31 protein-coding genes and 1 pseudogene are annotated in these 24321 nt (G+C 38.9%); 9 read left to right on the top strand and 23 right to left on the bottom strand.

The window, feature by feature from the left end:
* Positions 1-9 precede the first annotated feature (9 nt).
* The 9 genes from MMB69_RS08510 to MMB69_RS08470 form a co-directional block, all read right to left on the bottom strand.
* A complete protein-coding gene (locus MMB69_RS08510; protein ID WP_277447579.1) occupies positions 10-768 on the bottom strand; it encodes a cytochrome c oxidase assembly protein in 759 nt (252 codons plus the stop codon).
* On the bottom strand, positions 761-1243 hold the full coding sequence (locus MMB69_RS08505; protein ID WP_277447578.1) for a DUF2243 domain-containing protein: 483 nt from the start codon (positions 1241-1243) through the stop codon (positions 761-763). Before MMB69_RS08505 ends, MMB69_RS08510 begins: the two co-directional genes overlap by 8 nt.
* 1078 nt (positions 1244-2321) lie before the next feature.
* Entirely contained in the window at positions 2322-2732 is a 411-nt protein-coding gene (locus MMB69_RS08500; RefSeq protein ID WP_221784197.1) for a disulfide oxidoreductase, read from the bottom strand.
* Positions 2732-3439: a DsbA family protein gene (locus MMB69_RS08495; protein ID WP_277447577.1), complete on the bottom strand. Its 708-nt coding sequence runs from the start codon at positions 3437-3439 to the stop codon at positions 2732-2734. The genes MMB69_RS08500 and MMB69_RS08495 overlap by 1 nt, the downstream gene beginning before the upstream one ends.
* Before the next feature lie 36 nt (positions 3440-3475).
* Entirely contained in the window at positions 3476-4327 is an 852-nt protein-coding gene (locus MMB69_RS08490) for a M56 family metallopeptidase (protein WP_098598593.1), read from the bottom strand.
* Positions 4328-4330: 3 nt separating this feature from the next.
* Positions 4331-4744 (bottom strand): BlaI/MecI/CopY family transcriptional regulator, encoded by a 414-nt coding sequence (locus tag MMB69_RS08485; protein ID WP_028409248.1) that lies wholly within the window; start codon positions 4742-4744, stop codon positions 4331-4333.
* An 84-nt stretch (positions 4745-4828) separates the two neighbouring features.
* Positions 4829-4966 (bottom strand): YvrJ family protein, encoded by a 138-nt coding sequence (locus MMB69_RS08480; RefSeq protein ID WP_013057866.1) that lies wholly within the window; start codon positions 4964-4966, stop codon positions 4829-4831.
* A 55-nt stretch (positions 4967-5021) separates the two neighbouring features.
* Positions 5022-5234 (bottom strand): DUF2922 domain-containing protein, encoded by a 213-nt coding sequence (locus tag MMB69_RS08475; protein WP_264407955.1) that lies wholly within the window; start codon positions 5232-5234, stop codon positions 5022-5024.
* 15 nt (positions 5235-5249) lie between these two features.
* Complete coding sequence (locus tag MMB69_RS08470) at positions 5250-5468, bottom strand: DUF1659 domain-containing protein (RefSeq protein ID WP_013057868.1); 219 nt, start codon at positions 5466-5468, stop codon at positions 5250-5252.
* Positions 5469-5586: 118 nt separating this feature from the next.
* Between MMB69_RS08470 and MMB69_RS08465 the strand changes: the two genes are divergently transcribed.
* Positions 5587-6030 carry a hypothetical protein gene (locus tag MMB69_RS08465; protein WP_221784191.1) on the top strand — a complete coding sequence of 148 codons (444 nt, stop codon included), beginning with the start codon at positions 5587-5589 and terminating at the stop codon, positions 6028-6030.
* A gap of 38 nt (positions 6031-6068) precedes the next feature.
* On the opposite strand, the gene MMB69_RS08460 is transcribed toward MMB69_RS08465, so the two are convergent.
* Together MMB69_RS08460 and MMB69_RS08455 are read right to left on the bottom strand one after the other, a co-directional pair.
* The gene (locus MMB69_RS08460; RefSeq protein ID WP_013057870.1) at positions 6069-6215 is read right to left on the bottom strand and encodes a hypothetical protein; all 147 of its coding nucleotides are present in this window, start codon (positions 6213-6215) and stop codon (positions 6069-6071) included.
* A gap of 157 nt (positions 6216-6372) precedes the next feature.
* A complete protein-coding gene (locus tag MMB69_RS08455) occupies positions 6373-7695 on the bottom strand; it encodes an AlbA family DNA-binding domain-containing protein (RefSeq protein WP_264407958.1) in 1323 nt (440 codons plus the stop codon).
* 148 nt (positions 7696-7843) lie between these two features.
* Here MMB69_RS08455 and MMB69_RS08450 point away from each other — a divergent pair, with 148 nt between their 5' ends.
* Positions 7844-8398, top strand: coding sequence for an HAD-IIIA family hydrolase (locus tag MMB69_RS08450; protein ID WP_221784188.1), 555 nt, complete (start codon positions 7844-7846; stop codon positions 8396-8398).
* On the opposite strand, the gene MMB69_RS08445 is transcribed toward MMB69_RS08450, so the two are convergent.
* Positions 8349-8924: a poly-gamma-glutamate hydrolase family protein gene (locus MMB69_RS08445; protein ID WP_221784186.1), complete on the bottom strand. Its 576-nt coding sequence runs from the start codon at positions 8922-8924 to the stop codon at positions 8349-8351. The two genes, MMB69_RS08450 and MMB69_RS08445, sit on opposite strands and share 50 nt — an antisense overlap.
* A gap of 228 nt (positions 8925-9152) precedes the next feature.
* Between MMB69_RS08445 and MMB69_RS08440 the strand changes: the two genes are divergently transcribed.
* Together MMB69_RS08440 and MMB69_RS08435 are read left to right on the top strand one after the other, a co-directional pair.
* Positions 9153-9686, top strand: a complete 534-nt coding sequence (locus tag MMB69_RS08440) for a TetR/AcrR family transcriptional regulator (RefSeq protein ID WP_221784184.1) — start codon at positions 9153-9155, stop codon at positions 9684-9686.
* Positions 9683-10009, top strand: coding sequence for a DMT family transporter (locus MMB69_RS08435; RefSeq protein WP_013057875.1), 327 nt, complete (start codon positions 9683-9685; stop codon positions 10007-10009). The genes MMB69_RS08440 and MMB69_RS08435 overlap by 4 nt, the downstream gene beginning before the upstream one ends.
* A 98-nt stretch (positions 10010-10107) precedes the next feature.
* On the opposite strand, the gene MMB69_RS08430 is transcribed toward MMB69_RS08435, so the two are convergent.
* Positions 10108-11685, bottom strand: coding sequence for a peptide chain release factor 3 (locus tag MMB69_RS08430; protein WP_221784182.1), 1578 nt, complete (start codon positions 11683-11685; stop codon positions 10108-10110).
* Positions 11686-11927: 242 nt separating this feature from the next.
* Complete coding sequence (gene cspD / locus MMB69_RS08425; RefSeq protein ID WP_013057877.1) at positions 11928-12125, bottom strand: cold-shock protein CspD; 198 nt, start codon at positions 12123-12125, stop codon at positions 11928-11930.
* A gap of 327 nt (positions 12126-12452) precedes the next feature.
* On the opposite strand from cspD, the gene MMB69_RS08420 reads away from it, so the two are divergent.
* Entirely contained in the window at positions 12453-13175 is a 723-nt protein-coding gene (locus tag MMB69_RS08420; RefSeq protein WP_277447576.1) for a DUF421 domain-containing protein, read from the top strand.
* Between the two features lie 77 nt (positions 13176-13252).
* On the opposite strand, the gene MMB69_RS08415 is transcribed toward MMB69_RS08420, so the two are convergent.
* Positions 13253-14740 (bottom strand): hypothetical protein, encoded by a 1488-nt coding sequence (locus MMB69_RS08415; protein ID WP_277447575.1) that lies wholly within the window; start codon positions 14738-14740, stop codon positions 13253-13255.
* Positions 14741-15275: 535 nt separating this feature from the next.
* Here MMB69_RS08415 and MMB69_RS08410 point away from each other — a divergent pair.
* From MMB69_RS08410 to MMB69_RS08400, 3 genes are all read left to right on the top strand, one after another.
* Positions 15276-15890, top strand: coding sequence for an NAD(P)-dependent oxidoreductase (locus MMB69_RS08410; RefSeq protein ID WP_034267848.1), 615 nt, complete (start codon positions 15276-15278; stop codon positions 15888-15890).
* Between the two features lie 22 nt (positions 15891-15912).
* Entirely contained in the window at positions 15913-16161 is a 249-nt protein-coding gene (locus MMB69_RS08405) for a hypothetical protein (RefSeq protein WP_221784177.1), read from the top strand.
* 263 nt (positions 16162-16424) lie between these two features.
* Complete coding sequence (locus MMB69_RS08400) at positions 16425-17504, top strand: PrsW family intramembrane metalloprotease (protein WP_221784175.1); 1080 nt, start codon at positions 16425-16427, stop codon at positions 17502-17504.
* Between the two features lie 468 nt (positions 17505-17972).
* Here MMB69_RS08400 and MMB69_RS08395 read toward each other — a convergent pair whose 3' ends face one another.
* The 7 genes and pseudogenes from MMB69_RS08395 to MMB69_RS08365 form a co-directional block, all read right to left on the bottom strand.
* Positions 17973-18113: a hypothetical protein gene (locus tag MMB69_RS08395; protein WP_221784174.1), complete on the bottom strand. Its 141-nt coding sequence runs from the start codon at positions 18111-18113 to the stop codon at positions 17973-17975.
* A gap of 240 nt (positions 18114-18353) precedes the next feature.
* Positions 18354-18626: pseudogene (locus MMB69_RS08390) on the bottom strand (manganese catalase family protein); the annotation flags it as partial.
* A 36-nt stretch (positions 18627-18662) separates the two neighbouring features.
* Complete coding sequence (locus MMB69_RS08385; protein WP_260506694.1) at positions 18663-19601, bottom strand: siderophore ABC transporter substrate-binding protein; 939 nt, start codon at positions 19599-19601, stop codon at positions 18663-18665.
* 41 nt (positions 19602-19642) lie between these two features.
* Positions 19643-20401, bottom strand: coding sequence for an iron ABC transporter ATP-binding protein (locus MMB69_RS08380; protein ID WP_013057889.1), 759 nt, complete (start codon positions 20399-20401; stop codon positions 19643-19645).
* Positions 20395-21342 carry an iron chelate uptake ABC transporter family permease subunit gene (locus MMB69_RS08375; protein WP_264407967.1) on the bottom strand — a complete coding sequence of 316 codons (948 nt, stop codon included), beginning with the start codon at positions 21340-21342 and terminating at the stop codon, positions 20395-20397. Before MMB69_RS08375 ends, MMB69_RS08380 begins: the two co-directional genes overlap by 7 nt.
* Positions 21335-22285, bottom strand: a complete 951-nt coding sequence (locus MMB69_RS08370; protein WP_013057891.1) for an ABC transporter permease — start codon at positions 22283-22285, stop codon at positions 21335-21337. The genes MMB69_RS08375 and MMB69_RS08370 overlap by 8 nt, the downstream gene beginning before the upstream one ends.
* Before the next feature lie 318 nt (positions 22286-22603).
* Positions 22604-23410 carry a cell wall hydrolase gene (locus tag MMB69_RS08365; protein WP_013057892.1) on the bottom strand — a complete coding sequence of 269 codons (807 nt, stop codon included), beginning with the start codon at positions 23408-23410 and terminating at the stop codon, positions 22604-22606.
* Between the two features lie 362 nt (positions 23411-23772).
* Here MMB69_RS08365 and MMB69_RS08360 point away from each other — a divergent pair, with 362 nt between their 5' ends.
* Positions 23773-24027 carry a hypothetical protein gene (locus MMB69_RS08360; RefSeq protein ID WP_013057893.1) on the top strand — a complete coding sequence of 85 codons (255 nt, stop codon included), beginning with the start codon at positions 23773-23775 and terminating at the stop codon, positions 24025-24027.
* 81 nt (positions 24028-24108) lie between these two features.
* Here MMB69_RS08360 and MMB69_RS08355 read toward each other — a convergent pair whose 3' ends face one another.
* Positions 24109-24273, bottom strand: coding sequence for a hypothetical protein (locus MMB69_RS08355; protein ID WP_013057894.1), 165 nt, complete (start codon positions 24271-24273; stop codon positions 24109-24111).
* Positions 24274-24321: the final 48 nt, after the last annotated feature.

Here is a 24321-nt window from a genome sequence, read left to right as displayed (position 1 = left end):
GCGCGTTTTTTATGTAAAAGAGACTTTTTGAACCCGCTTAAACCATTCATAACAAAGAAGCACAATTAAACATAAGTCGATTAAATCGCCTCCGTAATACATCAGCATAGCCCCTTGCTGCGCCCCTTCCGCCGAGACGTACATAGGCGGGTGAGCGTACACATATTTTGATAAAATACCGTGAGCGGCAAGAGCAATTATTAATACGGAAGCTCGGTGCGTAAAGCTTTTCTGATGCGGCGAAGGGTCGATTGAAATCATCGATACGGTGAATAAATAGCCGGCTAAAAATAAGTGAATATGTACAGCGACATGCACGAAAAAAGAGTGATGCATCATGCCATACAGACTTGTTGTATAAAGAATCCAAAGTCCTCCTACGTTAAGAACAGAAGCTGTCACCGGACTGCTGATGAATCGAACAAACTGTCCTTTTAAAAGTTTTGACACTTTTCTGGCTGCATGAACCGGCAGCGTGCGAAGCAGCAGTGTAAGAGGTGCTCCTAACGCCATTAAAAGCGGAGCTAGCATACCTAAAAGCAAATGCCCCGTCATATGCGCGGTAAAGTCCATATGAGCACGGGCTGCGAGCGGTCCGGCTACAGAAGATATAGCGCATAAAATACCAAGTGTCCAGCTGGACGTCCTATATAATGACCATTTTCTATACGTTGCATTTGAAGACGCTACAGCCCACATGTATAAAAAAAAGGCAACGGCAAAAGGCAGAGCTAATAAGAGCTGAGACAATACTTCATATTTAATCATGATGTGCACCTTGTTTACGTGTAAACCATATTAAAATGATGCCAATAAGCAGCATCAAACATGCAAGTACATTCCACGTAATGTCGTAAGGTGCAATCTTCACTCCGTACCGGATTTGATGAAGTCCCATAAGCTTATGCTGCACGGTCCCGTCATAAAGCTGAAACGCCCCGGCTCCAAGCAATACTCCTCCTATCCACCTTTTCACCCACCAGCCGCCTCGGCGCCTGAGATCTGCCACCATAAAAAGTGATGCAATTGTAGCGAACCAGCTGAATGCATGAAACAAACCGTCCGACACTAAACCAGCGGCCGTTGTGGACTTATCATAAAAATGATGCCAATGAAGCAGCTGATGAAACACTGCTTCATCAATAAAAGCAACTAACCCTACGCCAAACAAAAAGCCTGACCAGCTATTTCGAGTGCGATGAACCACGCGCTGATTTGCAGTTGCTTCGTGTTTCTTTTCCATATATATACCTCCCTGGCAGCTCTTTAAGTTTATATCGATTCTAATGAACGTATACCCTATTAAAGAGAAATGAATCTATAATGTGGAAAAATAGGAGCTATATCCTAATATCGTTTTCACTATCTTTTCACCATAAAGGTATAGGATAGTATTTGCGAAGCCAATTAGCATATTTTTTCATAGTTTTACTTCCTTTCTAATGACCTGTTTCCCCAAAGCAGGTCTTTTTTATATCCCACTTCTCTTTTCACCATTTTTTCACCATAAAGGTATAGGATAGTACTTGCGAAGCCAATTAGCATATTTTTTTCATAGTTTTACTCCTTTTGAAGACCTGCTTCCCCAGAGCAGGTCTTTTTTTATATCCCGCTTCTCTTTTCATCATTTTTTCATCATAAAGGTATAAGATAGTACTTGCGAAGCCAATTAGCATATTTTTTCATAGTTTTACTCCCTTTCTAATGACCTGTTTCCCCAAAACAGGTCTTTTTTATATCCCGTTTCTCTTTTCACCATTTTTTCACCATAAAGGTATAGGATAGTACTTGCGAAGCCAATTAACATATTTTTTTCATAGTTTTACTCCTTTGTGAAGACCTGCTTCCCCAGAGCAGGTCTTTTTTTGTTTGATGTTTCTTTTCACTGTTTTTTCACTATTGGGCGTTAAGATAGTATATGTAAAGCCAATTAGCATATTTTTTCATAGTTTTACTCCCTTTCTAGTGACCTGTTTCCCCAAAACAGGTCTTTTTTTATTTTTTCTAAAAGCTTCCATCTTTTCACCGTTTTTTCACTTTTCTTTTGTATACTAAGTTTGTCAAAGCAATTTCATCATTTTTCATAAATGACCCCTATTTATTCCCCGCTTTTTGTGAGCGGGGCTTTTTTTATAAGAAAAGCATATTTTTCCCCTTATTTTTAAAAAAGCTTTTCTCTTTTCACCGTTTTTTCACTTTTCTTTTATATACTGTATCTTGTCAAAACAATTTCATCATTTTTCATAGATGTACCCTATTTGCACCCGCTTCTTGTAAGCGGGACTTTTTTTGTTTTCATACAAAAAAGCTTAACCCGTAGGTTAAGCTTTTTTCGTCTGCTTGCGAAGAACAAGCATCATAATCGTAATAATGGTAAACGCAATAAACGCTAAAAAAGGAATGGTGATAAATCCAAGCCAGTTAATATATTGACCTGAGCAAGGAACCCCGCTTGTACACGTTTCAAATGCTTTAAGAGCCGGTATCTTCTGCAGGCAATAATGATAGCCTGAAAGCGCCATACCAATCACCGAAAACGGCAGGACGTATTTGTAGATGAACGTATCATTCCGGTACACGGCTACACCTAGCACAAACGCGAGCGGATACATTAAAATTCGCTGATACCAGCAAAGTTCACACGGGATAAAGTGAAGAACTTCACTAAACGTCAAGCTTCCAAGCATCGCGATAAGCGCTGTAATCCATCCGAAAACCAAAGACTTGTTCATTATTTGTTCTCCTTAGCCGCATCTTTGACCATTTGATCAAAGTCATCGATTGTTTTTCCTTCGAATTTTTTGCCGTCTACATAAATGGTTGGTGTACCTGTGATACCTAAATCATTCGCTGTCTTCATATCTTGATCAAACCCAGCTCTTCCTTTTCCGTCTTTAAATGCACTCGCTACTTTTTTCGCATCAGCATCGCTAGATACTTCTTTCAGCGTCTCTTCTAAGTAAGATTCCGTTAAGACATCTTTCTTTTCGTCCGCTGCGTTTTGCTTTTTATAAAGAAGTTCATGGAATTTCCAAAATGTATCGTTTCCAAGCTCTTTGTATACCGTTTCAGCAAACTCTGCTGCACGAGAAGAGTCGTTGTTGATAAACGCATAGTTCATAAAGTAGAATTTGACTTTGCCTGTATCTACATAATCTTTTTGAATCAGCGGGAAAAAGGATTCCGTGAAGTTTTTACAAGCGGGACATTTGTAATCTCCAAACTCTACTACTTCTACCGGAGCTGACTCTTTTCCAAGATACGGCTGATTATCATATGTAAGAGCGGCCTTTTCATCTCCTCCGCCCTTTGACATATTAGAAAGGACGATTAACCCTAAAATACAGACCGCAATAATTCCAATCACCCAAAAAATCCACTTGCTCGAGGACGTTTGCTGATTGGGCGTTACTTTTTTCTTTTTCTTTGCTTTTGACACAATCTCATCTCCTTCTTTTCTTTCTCTCTTACAAACTTACAAAGCTGTTAGAGCTGTAAAAATTAGCGCACACAAAATAAAAAACACGTATAGCGACGTCAGCGTTAAAACAACAGGAGGCTGCATCGGCATTTTCGTTTCCGGATTTAAAATATATTGAATGCGATAATTAACCGACGTATCAGCAAACGACACGTGCGCACACGAGAGACTTGTCTGTCCCGTTTTAACCATTTTTAAAAGGGCGCTGCCGATGTGAGCAGATGTGCCATTTTTCACAATGGCATCTTGATCAGCCAGCACTTCACGCATGACTTTGAAACGTTTATGGCTCCATTTAATAAATGGAATATACCATAATGCAGAAGCAAGCGTGCTGAGTAAAAACGTTTTGAGCGGATCTTTGTTTGCAACGTGTGACTGCTCATGGTAAATAACAGCTTCTAGTTCATTTTCATCAAGCACCGAGAGCAACCCTGTAGACAGAACGATATGCGGTGTAAACAATCCCATTGTTAATGCAATGGGCTGATCTGTTGTTAAGACTGTTAAATTCTTTCCGTACGCTTTTTGCAGGTGAGCCGTTGTTGTTTCATTTCGCAGCTTCGTAATCATTTTACGGACTTTCCGCATTTGAATCACTTGCTTTACAGCTTTAATGAACAGTACAAACATCGTATGAAAAATAACCGCATTCAGCATGTATTCAATAAAAAACAAGCCGAAAAAGTGGGCTACTTTGTTACAAAGTAAAATTAAGTTAAACGATAAATTCCATCCAAACAGCAAATGCAGCACATACATGCCCATTTGCATAAGCAACGTCACGGCAATAAAAAAGCACAGGTTAAAAATAAGCTTAGAACGCTTTAGTATTCCTTGATTCATTGATTATTCATCCTTTTTTAACTGTTTGACTTTTGATTCGAGCATGCTTAACAGTGAATCATCCACTTCTTCTAGCGCATCAAGCATATGAGTAACAGCAAGCGAGCCAAATTCGTCGATCAATTCGTGCGTTAACTCTTTCGACTGAGCGTCTATAAATTCCTCTTTAGACAGAATCGGCTGATACATCGACGTACGTCCTTTTAAACGCTTTTGCAACACGCCTTTTTCCACCAATCGATTCATAACGGTCATAACGGTGTTGAAGTTCACTGCTTTTTCTTTCTCAAGCACGTGCTGCACATCTTTAATGGACATTTCACTTCCGTCCCATAAAGCCGTCATAATTTTTGCTTCAAGCGGGCCAAAAAAGCGATTAAGGCCGGTTTCGTTAAATTTGAATTTTTCAATTTTCATATTTGACACCTCACACTACTAATTGTAGTGTGAGGTGTCAAATCCGTCAACTTTTCCAAGACAACTGCCTTACAATTGTCATAATCACTTTTTTACTTCGTCGGTTAAATGCTGAATGGATAGCACAACTGTATCGAGCTTGGCTTCGATTCGGTGAAGTAAATAAAGCGTCACCACAACGGGAAAACCAACGTCTGAGACAAGCGTAAACCACTCTGTCATCTTCCTCTCTCCTTTTAAAAAAGCCCTTCGCACCGAAGTGGAAGGACTTTCATTTTTAAATCGTAAATTCGGTTACATTTCGCTCGACAATTTGGGCGCCTTTTCTGGCAACGAGCGCTCCGCCGCTTGAAGTAAAGACATCGCTTGCGATCAGCGCGTTCATTGCTGCTGCAATGACTGCTGCGTCTAACGTATCTTTTGGTGATTCAATCGATAGGCTTACTGCTTTTTGGGACTCATTTAAAAACTGCATCGTTAAAGTTTTCATACTCTACCTCTTTTCTTATTTTAAAAGTGAAAACGTGACAACTTCGTTGATTTCAACAAGCGGCAGCGACTGCAGGCTGGCAATGGTTTCACTTGCTGTAATAAGCGCATCTGCAGAACTTCCAGGCTGAATGTTCATATAGGATTTTGTCTTTAAATCGGGTTTTCCATCCTCTTTTATTCCTTGTTCTAATACTAAGCGAAGCTGGCTTGAATGCTGAATTTTTTCTGCCATCTTTTATTCCCCCTTTCACTTTATATATAGAAATGGAAATAGGAAAGAGGGATGATGGAAACATAAAATTTTTTGGTTTATAATGGGAGATAGTCTGAGTTAGAAAGAGGCTTTGGTAATGAGAAAGTGGAGCTTTTTATTTTTTGTTCTAGCATTCATGCATCCAGCTTCAGCACTTGCTGATGACGGTGCAGATGAAAAAAAGCTTGGTCCGTTTTACTACACGGTTTCTCATGATTATAGTCGAGAAAAATGGGATGTAGGGGTGTTAAATCAGCAAGACAAAACGAACATTCCTGAGACTGATTTGAACGATGAAACGCTAAAATTGTTTCAGCGTACGGTTGATGATTTAGCAGACCTCGCGATTCGATTTGCTGCTATGAGCGTACTGCTTGTGTGTTCACTCGCTGTTTTTACGTACTTTCGCATTCAAAAAAAACGCCCTTTTCTCCGCTTGTTTTTTATTTTTTCAAGCGTTGGCTTTCTATTTTGCGTCTATACATCATTGGAGTTATTTAAAAAAACTGAACAAGCAAAATCTTTATTTTACTTACTATGACTTGAAACCCAAAAAAACCAGCCGATCGGCTGGTTTTTTCATGCATTTCTTACGGTTATGTACTTCTGTTCATACGTCATTTCTTCCGTTTGCTTTTGCTGCTCCAAATGGTAATAAGCAGCGCATACTCCTCCTAACCCAGCCAGTGCTAGGACAATTAGAAGTATGGATGTCGCTTTTTTCATTGCCTTTTCTCCCCTTATGTTTAACCCTACCTAGCAACGGCATCCGTAAAAAAGAGTCCCCTTTCTCTTCTTTACTTGCTCATTACTTACGAAAGATATTATCATACTTTTTTTCACTTTTGTCATTTTTTTAGTTATTGTCAAAAAATTGTATATTTTATCCTTGATTTAACGAGTGTTTAAGAAAGTCAATGGACTGGTTTTTTGAAAGGCCAAACGCTGTCACGATATAATCAACGTAGGCAAGAAGCTCCAAATTCCCTCCCAATTTTGTCGTTTTAAATGATCGATTAAATCGGTATTGCTTTTTATCTGAAAAGACGAGCCCTTCTTCTTCTAAAAATGTTTGAAATTGCTCATGCGGAAAGTAAAGCACATCGTTTCGAACGTTCTCTAAGTCAATCACAATAATCATATCTTCCAGCTCTGCTTTTAATTCCATCATACAATCAATGTATCCGCCGATGCAGCTGATTAAAGATGTGAGAAAAAAGGGTCCGTTTATATATTGAAACTGCTCAAAAATCGTCTCATCGATGTAGCTTGAAATACTTGACTTTAATACGTCATGAATTTGTTTTGATTCTTCCATATACGGAATAGGTATATGAAACTTAGCTGATCCGTTATAAAACTGCTCCCACGCAATTGTTTTATCATACGCATCAATCACATCTGTGCTTCGAAAAATGATGGATTCCGCTGAATAAGAGGCTTTAACAAACGGTGTATGCAGCATCACCGTACTCTCGTCGTCCAACCGATAGTGTTTTGGCTCGCTAGACTTGCTTAAAATATATTGCTTTAACCGTTCTTCTTCCATTTGTTCAACTAAATGCAAATCATATAGTGGCAGCACGTACATATTACACATCCCGTAATGAATATAGCTTTTCCCGTGCATCGGCCATTTTCTGTTATAGATAGACAGTTCTTTTGTACAAAATTCCTCTATTCGCTGCGTTTGATCCTCGGATTTTTGATAGAGTCGATCTAAATGATAGCGATCATCGATTTCCGTAACGGGAGATGTGCCGCTTCCAATTCTTCTGTAAATTTTCCCGTAAGACATGTACGGAGGGTTCGGACCTTCGGGAATCCAAATAACAAAAACACCTTGCCCGGTGTGATCTTCAGGTGATAAAAAACGCGTAACGATACGAGGAATGGGATTGGTGACATCTTTCAGCATATTATTAATAAACAGCTCATATTCCTTGCGCTCGAGCAGGTTAATGGAATGGTCGTCTTCATCTACGCCAAAAATAAGCCACCCTCCTTTTTCATTGGCAAACGAAGCGATGATATTTGGAATTTTCCGTTTGACCGTTGAGCTTACTTCGCGCTTGAACTCAAGCTGATAGCCTTCTTCTAAATGTTTTTCCATCATGCGCTGCACATCTGAAAACTCAATTTCTCCAATTGTTTTTTTCTTTCCGTCTTCGCTTATAAATGGTGAATAAAACGATTCTTCGTTCACTTGTTTTCCCCTCCTCACCATTTCTATTTAACTTATCCATATGATGAGAAGTAAAAAGACAGTCATATTTCTTTGATTTTTTTCAAAAAACAAAGTTTTTACCAAATTAATCCTGTTTTATATTATGATAGAAAAAGAGGTGATTAACATGATTGAAGCAATATTTTTAGATCGAGACGGAACCATTGGCGGCAGTAATGACATTCAATATCCAGGTGATTTTCAGCTGTTCCCCCAAGCAAAGCAAGCGATTAAAGACATAAAGAAACAAAACATTCCGCTGTTTTCCTTTACGAATCAGCCCGATGTTGCAAAAGGAAAGGTAAAGAAATCACAGTTTATCTCTGAGCTTTTAGCTTTTGGGTTTGATGATGTTTACCTTTGTCCTCATGAAGATTCAGACAATTGTTCGTGCCGCAAACCAAGGACGGGCATGCTGCTACAAGCAGCCAAGGAGCACAGCTTAAATTTGGCTAACTGCATCGTGATTGGGGACCGGTGGAAAGACCTCGTAGCGGCCGATGCAGCAGGAGCACAATGTATTTTAGTGTTAACAGGAGCTGGACACGACACGTTACATGCACGGGAAAAATGGGCTGACGTACAAGCAGCTTTTATTGCATCCAACGTGCAGGAAGCTGTTGAATTTATTTTCACATCACAGAGTTCACAGCCGATACTACCGCATTCACATACTCGTTAAACAGCTGCTCATCCTGTAATAATTGTTCATACTGCGGAGTGGTGATTTCAAGCTGCAGTCCTTTATGCCGTTGATTGCTGTTGGCGATATTTCGAGGTGAAACGCCTTTTAAATGGACGGGCGTTTCACTGATCGGAAAATTCGAAAGCGCTTGACGCACCGCTTTTTCTAACTTTTCGTCTCTTCCTCCGATATAAGTTGTGCAGGCATCGCTGTAGGCACCGTGAAGAGAAATGGTGATCTCTGATTTTTTAACGAGATGACGCGCCATTTCTTCATCGTAGTTTGCAGACGTAATATGTAATTCAAACGGATTTTCTGCTTTCAGCGTTTTAAATACGTACACCGTTGCGTTCAGCTTTTCCGCTATTTTTTCCGCTACTTCTTCTGTCCCAATTTCCATCGTTCCCCCGTGAATCGCAAGCACGACGATTTCCCTCCGGCGAATGACACACTCTATTTCGTAATCGATTCCGGCTCGTTCACACTGAGATAATTCTTGAAAACTTTGATACACATCCCTCATCTGTTTCTTCACACCTTTCTTTGTTCTTTCGAATACCCAGGCTTTATTTTTCCTTTTTCTTCATATAGTAAAGAGATAAATCCTGTAATTCATCCTTTATTTTTCTTTTTATACTTTACTTGTTAGTGTGCGCAAAAAAAATTTTTGAAATTCGAAATAAAAGTATTGCCAAACAAACCGTCCAGACGGTAAAGTATTCTAGGGAAAATCAAAAAGGAGGAAATTCATGTGTCTACATATGATGATATATTGCTTGCGGCCACTCAGGTCGTACAGCGTGACGGCGTTGGAAAGTTAACGCTTGAAAAAGTAGCAAAAGAAGCCGGCGTCAGTAAAGGCGGTTTGTTGTATCACTTCTCTTCAAAAGATGAATTGATCAAGCAAATGCTCTATTCAGTCACAAAGCAATATGATGACGGGCTACACGTACAAATTGAACATGATGATGCTCCTGGCAAATGGAGCCGGGCTTATCTCGCTGAGACGCTTCATGACCTTCAGCGTGAACAAGCGATGAGCGCAGGGTTGCTTGCAGGTATTGCAACCAATCCTGAACTCCTGCAGCATTTTCAAAAGCAATACGAAAAGTGGCAGCAGCACATTGAACAAGACGACATTGATCCAGTCCTTGCTACCATTGTGCGCTTAGCAGCTGACGGATTATGGTTCAGTCAAATGTTTGGGCTCGCACCCGTGGATCCAGACATGCAAAAACAGATTCAACAACAACTTCGGAAATTAACAGAGGAGGGTTTTCGATGAAAGCCTATTTATTTTTAGCAATTGCAATTAGTTCAGAGTTATTTGGTACATCTATGTTAAAAGCATCAAACGGATTTACAAAATTTTGGCCTAGTCTTGGTGTTTTATTAGGATTTGGTCTTGCTTTCTATGCGCTTTCCACATCGCTTCAGCACATTCCACTCAGCGTTGCATATGCCATTTGGTCTGGTGTAGGAACTGCTGTGACAGCTGTGATTGGTGTAGTCATTTGGAAAGAAAGCGGCAGTCTTACGATGGTATTTGGCATCGTATTAATCATTGCAGGAGTCATTCTTTTAAATTTAAAATCAGTGGCTCATTAAAAAAAAGAGCCAGTAAATACTGACTCTTAAGCAAAGGAGGAAAATCGACTGTCTACTTATGAAAGTAGTATGTATCGTTTTCCTTTTTTTATACTCTTTTATAGATTAAACGGGTCTAGGAATTTAACAGATGGATATTTGTCCTGGAACAAACGCCATACAAAATCGTTTTCAAACATAAGAACGGCATGCTTATCACGATCTTCTACTAGCATTACGCGAGAATCTAGCATGCGATCTTCAATTGTTGATTTGTCTACCCATTTTGCAATGTTATGAGACATGCGCGTGAATTCAAGATCGACATTGTACTCACCTTTCATACGGTGTTCAAACACTTGGAACTGAAGTTCACCGACTGCTCCTAAAATATAGTCTCCAAAGAACGGCGTACGGTAAAGCTGTACGGCTCCTTCTTGTACAAGCTGATTAATCCCTTTTTCAAAGTGCTTGGATTTCATTGCATTTTTCGCACGAACTTTTACAAACAGTTCAGGCGGGAACTTTGGAAGAGCGTCAAATTCGAATACTTTTCCCTCTCCTACAATGGTATCGCCAATTTGATACGTGCCTGAGTCATACAAGCCAATGATATCCCCTGGATACGCTATGTCTACTGTTTCACGGCTTGATGCCAAGAACTGATGAGACTGCGCTAGCTTCATTTTACGGTTCGTTCTTGCTAACGTCACGTTCATTCCACGCTCGAATTTTCCTGAACATACGCGTACGAACGCAATGCGGTCGCGGTGAGCCGGGTTCATGTTCGCTTGAATTTTAAAGATGAAACCTGAGAAGTTTTCATCCGTAGGCTGAACGGTGCCATTTGTTGATTCACGAGGCTGCGGCGGTGATGTTAATTGTAAAAATGAATTAAAGAAAGACTGTACGCCAAAGTTTGCAATCGCACTTCCGAAGAAAACAGGCGTTAATAAGCCTTGCTTTACTTTTTCGATTGAAAAATCATTACCTGCTTCGTCTAATAGAGACAAATCATCCACTAAGCCTGGTAAATACATTTCATCGACGTGTTTTTTAATTTCATCGTCGATATTTTCACCGTCAAAGTCTGCAAAATAAGACTCTTTGTTTCCTTGATACACTTCAATTTGCTTTGAAAAACGGTCATACGTTCCTTGGAATCGTTTCCCCATGCCAATTGGCCACGTTACAGGGTATGATTCAATACCGAGTACATCTTCAATTTCTTCAAGCAGCTCAAGCGGCTCTTTTCCTTCACGGTCTAATTTATTGATAAATGTTAGGATGGGAATACCGCGCATACGACAAACTTTAAAAAGTTTAAGCGTTTGTGCTTCAATCCCTTTTGTTCCGTCAATAACCATGACCGCACTGTCTACAGCCGTTAAGGTACGATACGTATCCTCACTGAAGTCTTCGTGTCCTGGTGTATCCAAGATGTTAATAAAGTGATCTTTATACTCAAACTGCATAACACTTGATGTAACCGAAATTCCACGTTGTTTTTCGATTTCCATCCAGTCAGATGTAGCAAACTTGCCTGATTTTTTTCCTTTAACCGTTCCGGCTGAACGAATCATTCCGCCCAGTAACAGCATTTTTTCTGTTAACGTTGTTTTCCCGGCATCCGGGTGAGAAATAATGGCGAATGTACGACGTGAATCGACCATCGTTTCTTGAAGTTGGTTGCTCATACGTTTTAAAATCCTTTCTGCTCTACAATTCCTATTTTCATCATTTCATTATACGCTTTTTTTATACTGCGTGACTAGTTTTTTTCATATTTGAATACTTCTACAAAATCAAAGAAATCGTCAACAAGGTGTAAAAAGCGAACAAGAAAAGACCCCTTTTATAAAAGGGGCCTTCTCCCAGTTTAGTTTAACGAACGACCAGAGAAACGTTCTGCTGATCGGCTTAAACTTTATAAAAAAAATTACTTTTGAACGTTAGCAGCTTGTGGTCCACGGTTGCCTTCAACGATTTCAAATGTAACTTCTTGACCTTCTTCTAAAGTTTTGAAACCTTCGCCTTGGATAGCAGAGAAATGAACGAATACATCGTCTTGTCCTTCTACTTCGATGAAACCGAAACCTTTTTCAGCGTTGAACCATTTTACTTTACCTTGTAACATATCTCTTTTCCTCCTTGTGTGACAATCCACACATTGTGTATTACTCTATTCCTGCTCTTACAATAAGTCAAGACGAACACTTCGAACTATCCTTACCGAACAAAAATAAGCACCTTTATTGTAACAAATCCTCCAAAAAAATTCAAAGGAATTTGCACATTCTTTTTGTTTGCTTTTATCCCTTACCTACAGCCTTTCTGCCCCTTTTTAAGCAGCTGAATGTGAACGCATTATCAGCACTTCTTCTTGATGTTTTTTCTTGTATAACGATCCTTTAAATGGATAACGCTATAGAGATAGATACTCTTTCTATTTATGAGAAAGCAGGTGACATCCCAACTTATGGAAGACATTCTCATGTCCCTTCTTAGAACCTTTGTTTCTTTTATTATCTTGAGTGTTACAACTTTCCTGATTGGAAAACAAATTAACACGCATAATAATCATTTTACATTTGCGATGTCCATCATCATTGGGTCGTTCATCGCAAATATGGGATTTGATTTAAAATTAAAATTTCTGCCGATGTTCGCTTCTTTTGCTTTTCTTGTGGCCACTCATTTTCTTTTAGCATCAACAGCTTTAAAAAGCAGACGCTTGCGAAAATGGATTTCAGGTCGCCCGACGGTTATTATGGAAAAAGGAAAGCTTCTTGAAGCAAATATGAAAAAAGTCAAATATTCTATTGATGACTTGAATCAGCATTTACGAGAACTAGGAACGTTCAATATTGCTGAAGTAGAATTTGCTGTTTTAGAAGTAAGCGGAAAACTGTCGGTATTAAAGAAAACTGCTTATCAAAACATTGCCAAACAGGACGTTTTGTCTAAGCCGTTTAAAGAAATGAATTTACCGGTAGAGCTCATCATGGACGGAGAAATTATTCATAAAAATTTAACATCTCAATATACCGAACAGTGGATCAACCTTGAGCTTTCAAATCGTCAGCTTCAGTTGAACCAAGTGCTGTATGCAGTTGTGTCAACAAACGGCATGCTCTATGTAGATGAGTATAAAGATCAGCTGTCCGCTCCTACAGACAGAGAATAAGATTGAGACATAACTAAACGAGTTTGATTCTCCATCAAGAATCAAACTCGTTCGGATAAAATACGTTTGTCCCAGTTTCACTGTGCCATCTCTTCAATTGTTCCTTCTTTTAAGCCGTAGTAGTTCCGTTCAAATCGCTTTATTTCTTGATCATAGCGGCGTACTTTTGCATCGGCTAGCTGGCGGCTTTGTTTTGTTTCTTCAAGCAGCTCGACCTGCTGATTAATTTGAAAAATAGTCGTCGTCAGCTCGTCTTGATAATCATAAATTTCATTTTGAATATCCACGCATACGGGCAAGCGATTTGCTAAAATAAAGTCCGTCATTTGCATAAGCACTTTTTTACGCTCTACTTCTTTCACTTTGCTTTTGACGGCTCGTTCTGCAGAACGGAACGTCAGCCTTACTTTAGAGAAGAAGTCACCTTTAATCGAAAGCTTGCGCTGCAGTTCTTCTACATCTTGTTTTAATGATTCATGCTCTTCAATCATTTTTTGAAGCACAAGCCCTCCGTTTAATGATGTGAGCTCCATTTCATCAAGCTGATGGCGAATGGCTGTTTTGAGCGTTTCAATTTGCTTCACCGTCTTTTTCTCCGTAGCGCGGAGCTGCTTAACATACTGCTCTGTTTTGTAAATAAAGCTGTCTAACCGTTCACGGTCAAACAGTGACTGCTCTTTCTTTTTCATATAATCTTGATACGCTGTGTGTACAGATGACCACTTGATCAGCAGAGACTGATAATTCAACAGCTCATCCTGATGCTCAAGCTTGTACGTCCACATCAGCTGAACAACTACTAATAACAGCGGTAAAAAAGTTCCAGCTTCTTTGCGTTTTGCAATAATTTCATGACTTTCAAAGCTCGCCATTAAAAACAGAGGCGCATTCATACTAAATAGCAGTGCTGGCGGATAATTAACGGGAATAAAGATACTCATTACGGTTGCCATAAGGCTTGAAATAGCAGGGTATGCGTGCGGAGGAAGCTGTTTGTATAGCTCGATTGTCCCTTTTTTTTGCAGCAGTTTTACAAGTGCTTCCTGCTGATATTCTCCTAATGCATCAATCATTCTTTCCTGATACATGGGGGGCAGCTGTTCAATCCAATTCATCAGCTGCTGCTGAAACACAGCTTGCTGACGATTTGTAGCAATCATGTATTGCGAATCAATTAGATGAAAGAACAGTCGGATTTGATGGCGCATTACGTCTTCTAGCGTATGACAGCGTGCAATTGAAAACAGCTCATTGTATTTAGATACAAGCAAATTTCCAATGTTATCGCTTAACTCGTACAGCTCGCCATTTGTTGTAGCATGAGAAACGGGAAGTTCAAAAAACTTCGCCATTTCAAGCAAAATATGCAGATGCATGTCTACTTCAGGCTGTTTTTCAAGCAATTTCATTTCTTCTACCAATGATGCTTGAAAATCCGTATGCTCCGTTTGCTGATACTGTGCTGACATTTCCATATAAATGCGGTGGTCACATAACACATAAGCAGCTCTTAGGATATCGCCTTTAGACGTAAGCAACCCATACAATAACTGTTGTCCGTTCATCTTCACACCGTCCTTCATTAAATTTTCTTACTATAGCTTTCTATCATTTTATACTTTTTCTATAAATTCGATGCAATAGTTCAAATTTCCTGTTATCTTTCTTCTTGCTTCCTTAATACAAAGAGTGCCGTCCAACATGACATCAGTGCTGGCGGAATGGTCCAGGTCATATATCGCCACTCACCCGTCACAAGCGCCATAATGAAAAAGATGAGCGGAAAACCTATTAGTACTATGATAACACGTGCTCGGCTTACCGATTTTTTCATAGTGCATCGCCCCTTTTGTTCGTCCCTTATTCCTATAATACCCTTTCGCTTCTATAGCATTAAACACCTTTATAAACCGTTCGTACATTTCTTTGTTTTCTAGACAGTCTATGACATAAGTTTTAAAAAAGAACAGAGGATACCTCTTACTTTGATGAATCTCGTAAGCAGCTTTTATGTTTTGACAAGCTAAATCGAGAAAAATGTGTTATGGTAAAAGAAAATTTCGTTTTTACTACCTACATTGAAACGAAAGGGTTGATCGTATGAACATTTTTTTGATTGGCGCAAGCGGCAGGACCGGACAAGAAGTGATCAAGCAAGCGATTAAAAACGGACATTATGTAAAAGCTTTTGTGCGAAATCCATCTAAGCTTAAGGTAACGCATGCGAACGTACACATCATACAAGGCGACGTGCTTGATTATTATGAAGTGTGTCAGGCTATGCGAGGGTGTGATGCAGTAATTTCTTGTCTTGGAACCGAAAATCTAGGGCATTCTACCCTTTTAGTAGAAACGACAAATCTGCTGATTCAATGTATGAACGAAAACGGAATTCAGCGTATCGCCTACACGGCTTCTGCCGGAATCGACGGAGAAATTCCAGGCATGACGGGCTGGCTTGCTCAGCGTATTTTAAAAAATGTGCTTCGCGATCATCACGAAGCCGTAAAGCTCTTGAAGGTAAGCGGACTCGACTGGACCGTTGCTCGGCCAATGGGTCTAACGAGCGGTCCGTTAACTACTTATTATCGTATAGGAGAAGCTAGCATACCAGAAAACGGACGCAACATCAGCCGTTCTGATGTCGCTCATTTTCTTCTTCAAGCGGTAGAAAACAACAGGCACATAAAAAAATCACTAAGTCTTTCGTATTAAGTGTTCTAAAGGAGTGTTGATAGTGAACCTATCAAAAATTTTTCTAAAAATAAGCCTTGTACTTTTAATGGCATGCGTCTTTATTGAAGGTAATTTTCAGGTGACGCTTGGCATCTTTGCTGCTGTTTGCATGCTTGTCATCATTTTTGCCAAGCCTCTTGCAAAATCGCTGCTTCCTGCTAATAAAAAATCCGGAAAAAAAGACCGCGAAACATTAATGATGGTTATTGGTGTCATCGTTTTTATTTCAGGAAGCTTTTTTATTGCGTAGTAGCATTGTAAAGAAAACAGGCTTACATCCACATTTTTAATCATATAAAAGGCTGTGCTGTAAGTCGAATGTTCGGCTTATCACGCAGCCTTTTTTTAGTTTCATGAGGTCTCTTTTAGCAATAGCTTCTGTACCATTCCATTATTTAAGCAAATTACCTGCCAAACCCTCTTATGCTTTTTTCATCAGTTCACATAATATATGTAGAAGATGTCATAAGACAAGCGTCAAACGATTTCTATCTAGAAAAAGGAGGAAGATAAATGAAATGCCCCCATTGCGCTTATTCTAATCCGGAAGGGGTAAAATTCTGCTTAAATTGCGGCCATGAGATCGTGAAACATGACGAAAACTACAGCATATTCTACTTGTTTGCCCATCGTGTTGATAAAATTCCAAGAAATGAACGTTCGGTTGAACCTAAATTTCGAAATATATTCTCTCGAGTCTTTCGACAGCACAGTGAAATGGAAGCTGAACGGCTTTTTATTGTAGGAACAGGGCTTACGACTCCTAAAATAGAAGAAGTTGTAAATACATGGCCAAAGCCATGGCTTTTTGCAAGGGTCTTTCTTATTGCGCTTGTTGCATACTTAGGGCTGTATCTAGGCGTGAGCTTGTTCGAAAATATTAACTTCATACCCGGTCTTATTGTAGTTGGTGCTTTTGCAGTGCCATTTACTACGCTCATTTTCTTTTGGGAAATGAACGCTCCGCAGAATATTGCTATTTACAAAATTGTTTATGTCGTTTTTATTGGCGGAATCCTCTCACTTTTATTAGCACTTGTGTTTTACGATATTCTTGGAAATAACACAAACGTGATCGTAATTGGAATATGTGAGGAACTGGCCAAAGTTATCGCTGTTATTTATTTTGTGCGCAATCTTAAATATAGATATATCCTTAACGGCCTTCTTTTAGGAGCTGCAATAGGAGCTGGTTTTGCTGCTTTTGAAACCGCTGGCTATGCTTTGCGAGCACTTCTTTCCGGCAGCTTTCACATGCTTTATTCTACAATACTCTGGCGCAGTATTTTTGCTCCTGGAGGACATGTGGCTTGGGCTGCCTTGACTGGAGCTGCCGTCTGCATCGTGCAAGGAGATAAGAAATTTCAGTGGAACATGTTGATAAAACCAAAATTTCTCGGTGTATTTTTGCTTGTCGTTTTTATGCACGCTCTTTGGGACTCACCTATACTAGGTATTTTCCCAGCGGGACATACGATTTTAACGGTTATCTTATGGATTTTGGTATTCAGTATGATTCGTATTGGTCTAAAAGAAATCGCGAATAAAAAGTTGGAGTTGACCCACTACAAAGAAAAGCCTACACCCTCATAGGAAATATTCAGCGTGCGTTAAGCTGCTCGTTTTAACTTTTTATTACCTTTGTGTTTCATTTTAAAAATTGTTGTTACAAATTGTAAAAAACAGTATTCAAATTACCTGTACATGGTATGATAACCTCAATAACATGAAAGGGTGACTTGGTGGATGAACCTAACTGAAATTAAGCACATGATAGCAAATTTAGTAAATTATAAAGATAGCGACATTACTCATACTCTTGCCAATAGGTTTACACTAAGTTATTCAAAACAATTAAACAGTTTTCAAATCTGCGATATTGAAAACAATTTCATTTATCGTTATGAAGAACCAGAAACAGCTGCGTTAGCTCTGTTTAATATGATTCATAATCTTCCCAAGATCATGTATAGACATACTAATTCGTTTGAACAAGTTTAAAGCAGGCAAAAAAAGCTCATTTATTAACCAACATGAGCTTTTTTCTAGTTTTTGTCTATTTCAGTTATTTATAACCTTCTTCAAAAGAAGAATATCCTTTTTAATTGCCCGTCTAATTTCTTCAACTTTACAGCGTTTGTATTCTTGTACTAAGCGATAGAGCTCTCTTTTAAATAAAAATTCATCTTGTTGACTACTCATAGCAGCATGCCCCTTATTAGCTTTCAATTACAAGCGATTAAAGAAAGTATTCCCTTTTCTTCTGATAAAAAACAATTAAATGAACACACATTTCATCCGAAGTTTATAAAAACGGCCAGATGTTCTTGACTTTAGAGGAATAACAGCTCAAAAAACATAAAAAAACATTGACTACTAGCCCTCAGTCAATGTTTTTTAAACTACTTTAGTTCTAATTCATTAAAGCTAATTCGCATATTTTTATGCGTTCATGTCTCCTAAACCTGGAGCGTGCTCATTTGGCATTTCAGATAAGTGAGGAACGGGAAAAGCTTCCGGTGGAGGCGTTACGCTCAAGTCTCCGCCATTTCTGCTTGGCGTCTGTCCCTGGAATATTTCTCCCATTCGGTGCGGATCTAACCTAAAATCAAATTGCGTGTTATGATAGCCCATCTCCACAAATTTTCTGCATTCAGGGTATTTATTAATATCATAATTTGGTACAGGGAAAAGCTTGCCCCAGTCGATGCACAAAAAAAGAGCTGATTATAACCAGCTCCTTTTTCTCTATTACTTCTCTATACCTGCTTTAATTTCTTTAATCATGCCTGCCATTGACTCAAGGCCTCCTCCAGATAAATACCAAAGACCTGGATCAAGATACACAACGTGGTTGTTTTTCACTGCATTGACTTCTTTTACATACTCATTTTCAACAATTTGTTTGGCTGATGATTTTTCACCAATTGCTGCACCGCGGTCAACCACGAATAAGTAGTCCGGGTTTTGTTTAACTAAATATTCATATGCAATGCTTTGACCGTGCTTAGCCGATGGATCTAGGCTGTCGTCTGCTGGCTTGATACCGAAGACATCGTGAATTAATCCGTATTTAGAACCTGGACCAAACGCTGTCATTTTGCTATCATTCGCCATCATTACAAGCGCTTTTTTATCTAGTTTGTCCGCTTGTTTTTTCAAATCTGCAATTTGCTTATCAATTGCTGCTAGCTCTTTTTTCGCTTGATCTTCTTTATCAAAAATTTGTCCTAGTACTTTTGTGTTTTCTTTAAATGACTTCATATAGTGCTGGTTGTCCGTATCGATATAGATCGTCGGGGCAATTTTTGAAAATTCATCAAATGAATCTGCTTGGCGGCCTTGAATAATAATTAAGTCTGGCTTTAGTTCTGCAATTTTTTCAAAATCTGGCTCTTTTAAGCCACCTACATTAGCGTACTTATCATCTTGATACTTCGATAAATACTCCGGGATCGCTTGTTTTGGCAAGCCCGCTACTTCAACGCCTAGTTTATCTAGCGTATCAAGTGCACCCATGCTGAATACTACAACTTTTTTAGGGTTTTTTTCAATTTTAATTCCGTCTTTATTGAACTGATCGGTTACTGTTACCGTCTCTTTTTGCTTACTTTCTCCACCTGTTGTTTCTTTTGCTCCTTGATTACCGCAAGCAGCTACAACAATCGCAGTTAAGACTGCTACAAACATTACTAACACTTTTTTCACTTTTGTCACCTCATGAATAAATTTTATGAAAAATACACGCAAATACGCTGTCCGCCAACCGTTTCGATTGGAATATCCATATCGTATATATCCTTTAATACAGACGTTTGAATGATGGTTTCTGTTGGGCCTTCACGGATCACTTCACCGTTTTTAAGCGCCACGATGTAATCCGAATAGACAGACGCAAAATTAATATCGTGAATGACAATCACAATGGTTTTGCCTAAATCTTCTACGAGACGTTTCAACAGCTTCATAATTTCAACAGAATGCTTCATATCTAAGTTATTGAGCGGTTCATCTAAGAAGATATACTCCGTGTCCTGTGCGATGACCATGGCGATAAAAGCTCGCTGACACTGTCCCCCGCTCAGTTCATCTAAGTATTTATCTTGAATACTTTCAAGCTTCATATAGCTCAGCGCTTGATCAACCGCTTGTTCATCGCTTTTTGTTAACCGTCCTTTTGAATAAGGAAACCGGCCAAAATTGACGAGTTCACGCACGCTAAGCCTGATATTGAGCTGATTGGACTGTTTTAAAATACTCATTTTTTTGGCTAAATCCGAGCTGTCAATATTCTCTATATTTTTTCCTTCTATTGATATTGATCCTGAGTCGGCTTTAATGAGACGGCTCATAATTGAAAGCAGCGTACTTTTACCCGCTCCGTTTGGGCCGATAAATGACGTGATTTTCCCTTTTGGAATCACGACGGATGTTTTTTCTAAAACGGTTTTTTCTCCGTATGTTTTACTGACATTTGTTACTTCTACCATGATTTATTCTCCTTTAGCAGCAAATAAATAAAGTAAATTCCGCCGGCAAAGTCAATGATGACGCTCAGCGTGGTGCTGAAGGTGAACACTTTTTCAACGATAAACTCTCCTCCGACGAGGGCTATAACACTAAGCAGCAGTGATCCCATCATTAAATAGGTGTGCTTGTACGTTTTGAACAGCTCTCTCGCAAGGTTCACAACAAGCAGTCCAAGAAAGGTGATCGGTCCAACTAACGCTGTAGCCACTGAGACAAAAATGGCAATCACAATCAGCATTTTTTTGACAAGCCTGTCATAATCAATCCCTAAATTTACTGCATGTTCTCTTCCTAGCGACAGTACATCAAAAATGGATGTAAAACGCCATACGTAAATGCCAAGCAGGATAAATATGACGGCTGCTATGTATAGCAAATCAGTATTGACATTGTTAAAGCTTGCAAATGATTTATCTTGTACAACTTGAAATTCATTGGGATCAATCAGCATTTCCATAAATGAAGACATGCTTTTAAATAACGTGCCGAACACAATTCCAACCAGTAAAATAAAGAAAATATTCTTACCGGCTTTTTTGAACATCAGTATGTAAAGCAAGACCGAAAAAATAATCATCAGCGAAACGCAAAGAAGAAAGTTAAGATTTTTGTTCATGATGACAATATTCGTTGAGCCAAAAATGTACACAATAAACGTTTGCAGAAATAAATACAGTGAATCCAGTCCTAGAATACTAGGAGTTAGAATTCGATTATTGGTAATCGTTTGAAAGATAACGGATGAAAACGCAATGGCTCCTCCAGTTAAAACAATCGCAGCGACTTTTTCAATTCTTCGCGGCAGCGTGTACTGCCAGTAGCCTAAATCGTAGCTGATAAACAGCGCCGCTGATAAAATGGCCAGCGCGGCAAGAATGATAATTTTATGTTTGTTATGCATAACGACCTCTCCTTATCAGCATAAAAAGAAAGATCGCACTTCCTATTACACCTACCATTAACCCAATAGAGATTTCATAAGGGAAAATAATGACTCTGCCTAAAATATCGCACGCAAGTACGAACACAGCTCCAAGCAGCGCTGTATGAGGCAGGCTTTTGCGCAAATGATCTCCACGGTAAATCGATACGATATTTGGGATGATTAATCCTAAAAAAGGCAGCATGCCAACGGTCAAAATCGTAATCGACGTAATAAGCGAAACAATGACTAATCCAATGTTTACGATTTGTTTGTATTTCACGCCTAAATTGATTGAAAAGCTTTCTCCCATACCAGCAACCGTGAACTTATCTGCGTAAAGATAAGCAATTATTAAGAGCGGTATACTAAGGTATAAGAGTTCATATCTCCCTTTGACTACTAGCGAAAAGTCGCCTTGAAGCCATGAAGAAAGGTTTTGAATCAAATCGTATTTGTAGGCAATGAAGGTAGCCAAGGAACTTACGATACTGCCGAGCATTAAACCGACTAGTGGAATATAAATCGTATCGTTAAATTTAATTCTGTCTAGTATTCTCATAAACAATAGATTGCCCGCCAGTGAGAAAATGAAAGCAATGCTCATTTTTAATAGAGGACTTGCTGAAGCAAATACTAGTAGAGAAATCAACACACCAAGCCTTGCCCAGTCCATCGTTCCTGCCGTTGTTGGAGATACAAACTTATTTCGCGTAATTTGCTGCATAATTAATCCGCAAATACTAAGGCTCATTCCCGCCATAATAATACTCAAAAGCCTAGGAAAACGACTAAAAAACAGCGTTTGGCTTTCTTCTTTTGTTAAATGAAATAGATCCATCGCTGACAGATCTTGTACTCCTACAAAAAGAGACAAAATCGATAGTACAGCAAACACAAGAATTAACTGATAAAACTTCAACTTCCCTTGCTCCTTTCTTTCATCTAGAAGTCTAGTTATCTCCTCCTCTATCATATGTAAATGATTATCATTATCAATTGACTTCCTTTATCATATCATTATTCTCTAAATAATCAATGGTTTTCTCGAAATTTAAGCAAAAAAATACCTTAACAGATGGATCTGTTAAGGTATTTTAAGGTTCAATTAGACTTAAAAATCCAAACTATTAATATTAATAGTTTGGATTTTACTTTAACCAAGATACTTCTGTAGCAGACTCTTTGCATCAACATTACATATATATGAAATATATGTTTATATTTGAAAGAAATCTACTTATTTTGCAAATACATGGTTTCCGATAACTGCCGTTACTTGCTGCGTTGCAACCCATTGGCTTTCAGCGATTTTCGGATTATAGAAAAACAGCGCATCGTTTTCATGCGGGTTTGATAATGCTTCGCTTACCGCTCGTTTTGATTCTTCTGATGCAGGCTGATTAATTGCTCCATTTGCTACTGGTGAGAATTGATATACGCCGTTTCCTAGCTGCTGATAAATAACGTCGTGAATGTTATTTGGGAATTCTGGTGAAGCTACACGGTTTAATACCACAATTGCTACCGCTACTTTTCCTTGGTACGGCTCACCTTTTGCTTCTGCCTCTACTAATCTAGCTAGTAAATCTTGATCTTGTGCAGAAACCGATGTAGACGGAGCAGTTTGTGCCGGCGCCGGTGCTTCTCCTTGAAGTTTTAATGTTTGTCCGATGGTAATGATATCACTTTGTAAACCGTTAACAGCTTTTAACTGATCCACAGTCATGCCGTTTTGTGTTGCAATATGATATAACGTTTCGCCTTGTGCTACTGTATGTACAGATGTTGCCGGACTAGCGGCAGGTTGTGCTTGTCCCTGGTCAGGAATCGTTAATGTTTCTCCAACGTAAATCATGTCGTTTTGGCGGTTATTAGCACCTTTCAGCTCATCTACCGTAACCCCATTTTGTTGGCCAAGCCCCCACAAGGTATCTCCTTTTACGACTTTGTGCGAAGCTGCTGCTGATGCTGTTCCTTGACTTGCTAGAAATGCTACAGACGCTGCAGAAGCAACTGCCCATTTTTTTACACGTTTTTTACTCACAAAAACTACCTCCTAAAATTTGAACCTGTTATTACCTTAGCACATAGATTCGCCTTTTCATTAAAAAAAACAGTAACATTTGTTCTAATTGGATTAAGTTTCTTACAGTGCCATTCATTATGTTACAACTTTTACATGACCCTTAAAGAATATGTAGAAATATGACGATTTCATTGCGAAACGAGCTTTTTATCTGTTTACTTACATTCCTCTTTCTGTAAAAAACTTGTTTTAATTATGATTAATCTCAGAGATTAAAAGGAAAACAGCAGTCAAATAGAGAAATAGTGTAACTATTGAGGAATGATTCAGCGCTTCTTTGTCAATTTACGTTTGTTTATTAATAAAGGAGGTCTATTTGGATGTGTGCAAATAAAATGTATGTGACGTATAACACGGAAAAACCGGCTATTACAATTCAAGGAGCTTTTTATCATACGGGAGGAACGCAGGAAGAGTTTTTGCGGGAATTCAAGTACTGGCTTGAATCTCACGGCTGGTCATTTATGGGCGTAACAAATGAAACAACGATGACAACGGCGAACAAAGAGTTAAAAGAAACGATGGAGCAGCACAAAATAGAAGGCAAAAAAGTTCAAAGACTAGAAGATTTATAACGATTGCTTCTATGACCCTTCACACATGTCCAAACGCCAATACGTAAAAAAGCCTTTAGATGAGCTAAAGGCTTTTTTACATTAACGAGAAAGTGCGACCACCTTCTGATTTTCTACTCTCTCTTCAACAGGCTTTCTCATTTCTTTTTCCGTCCATACGCCAATGCGTTTTTGTCTTTTCCCAAGAGGCTGTTTTTCACATGCATAGCAAATTTCTGAAATATCATCAAAATGAGCTAACGACATCTTTATCCCTCCTTTTCTAAATATACACAGGCAAGTTAGTATGCTTCT

The organism is Priestia sp. P5, from assembly GCF_029522155.1.
Lineage (GTDB): Bacteria > Bacillota > Bacilli > Bacillales > Bacillaceae_H > Priestia > Priestia megaterium_E.
Note: the sequence above shows the minus strand (reverse complement) of the source record. Positions and strands in the feature narration are given on the sequence as shown.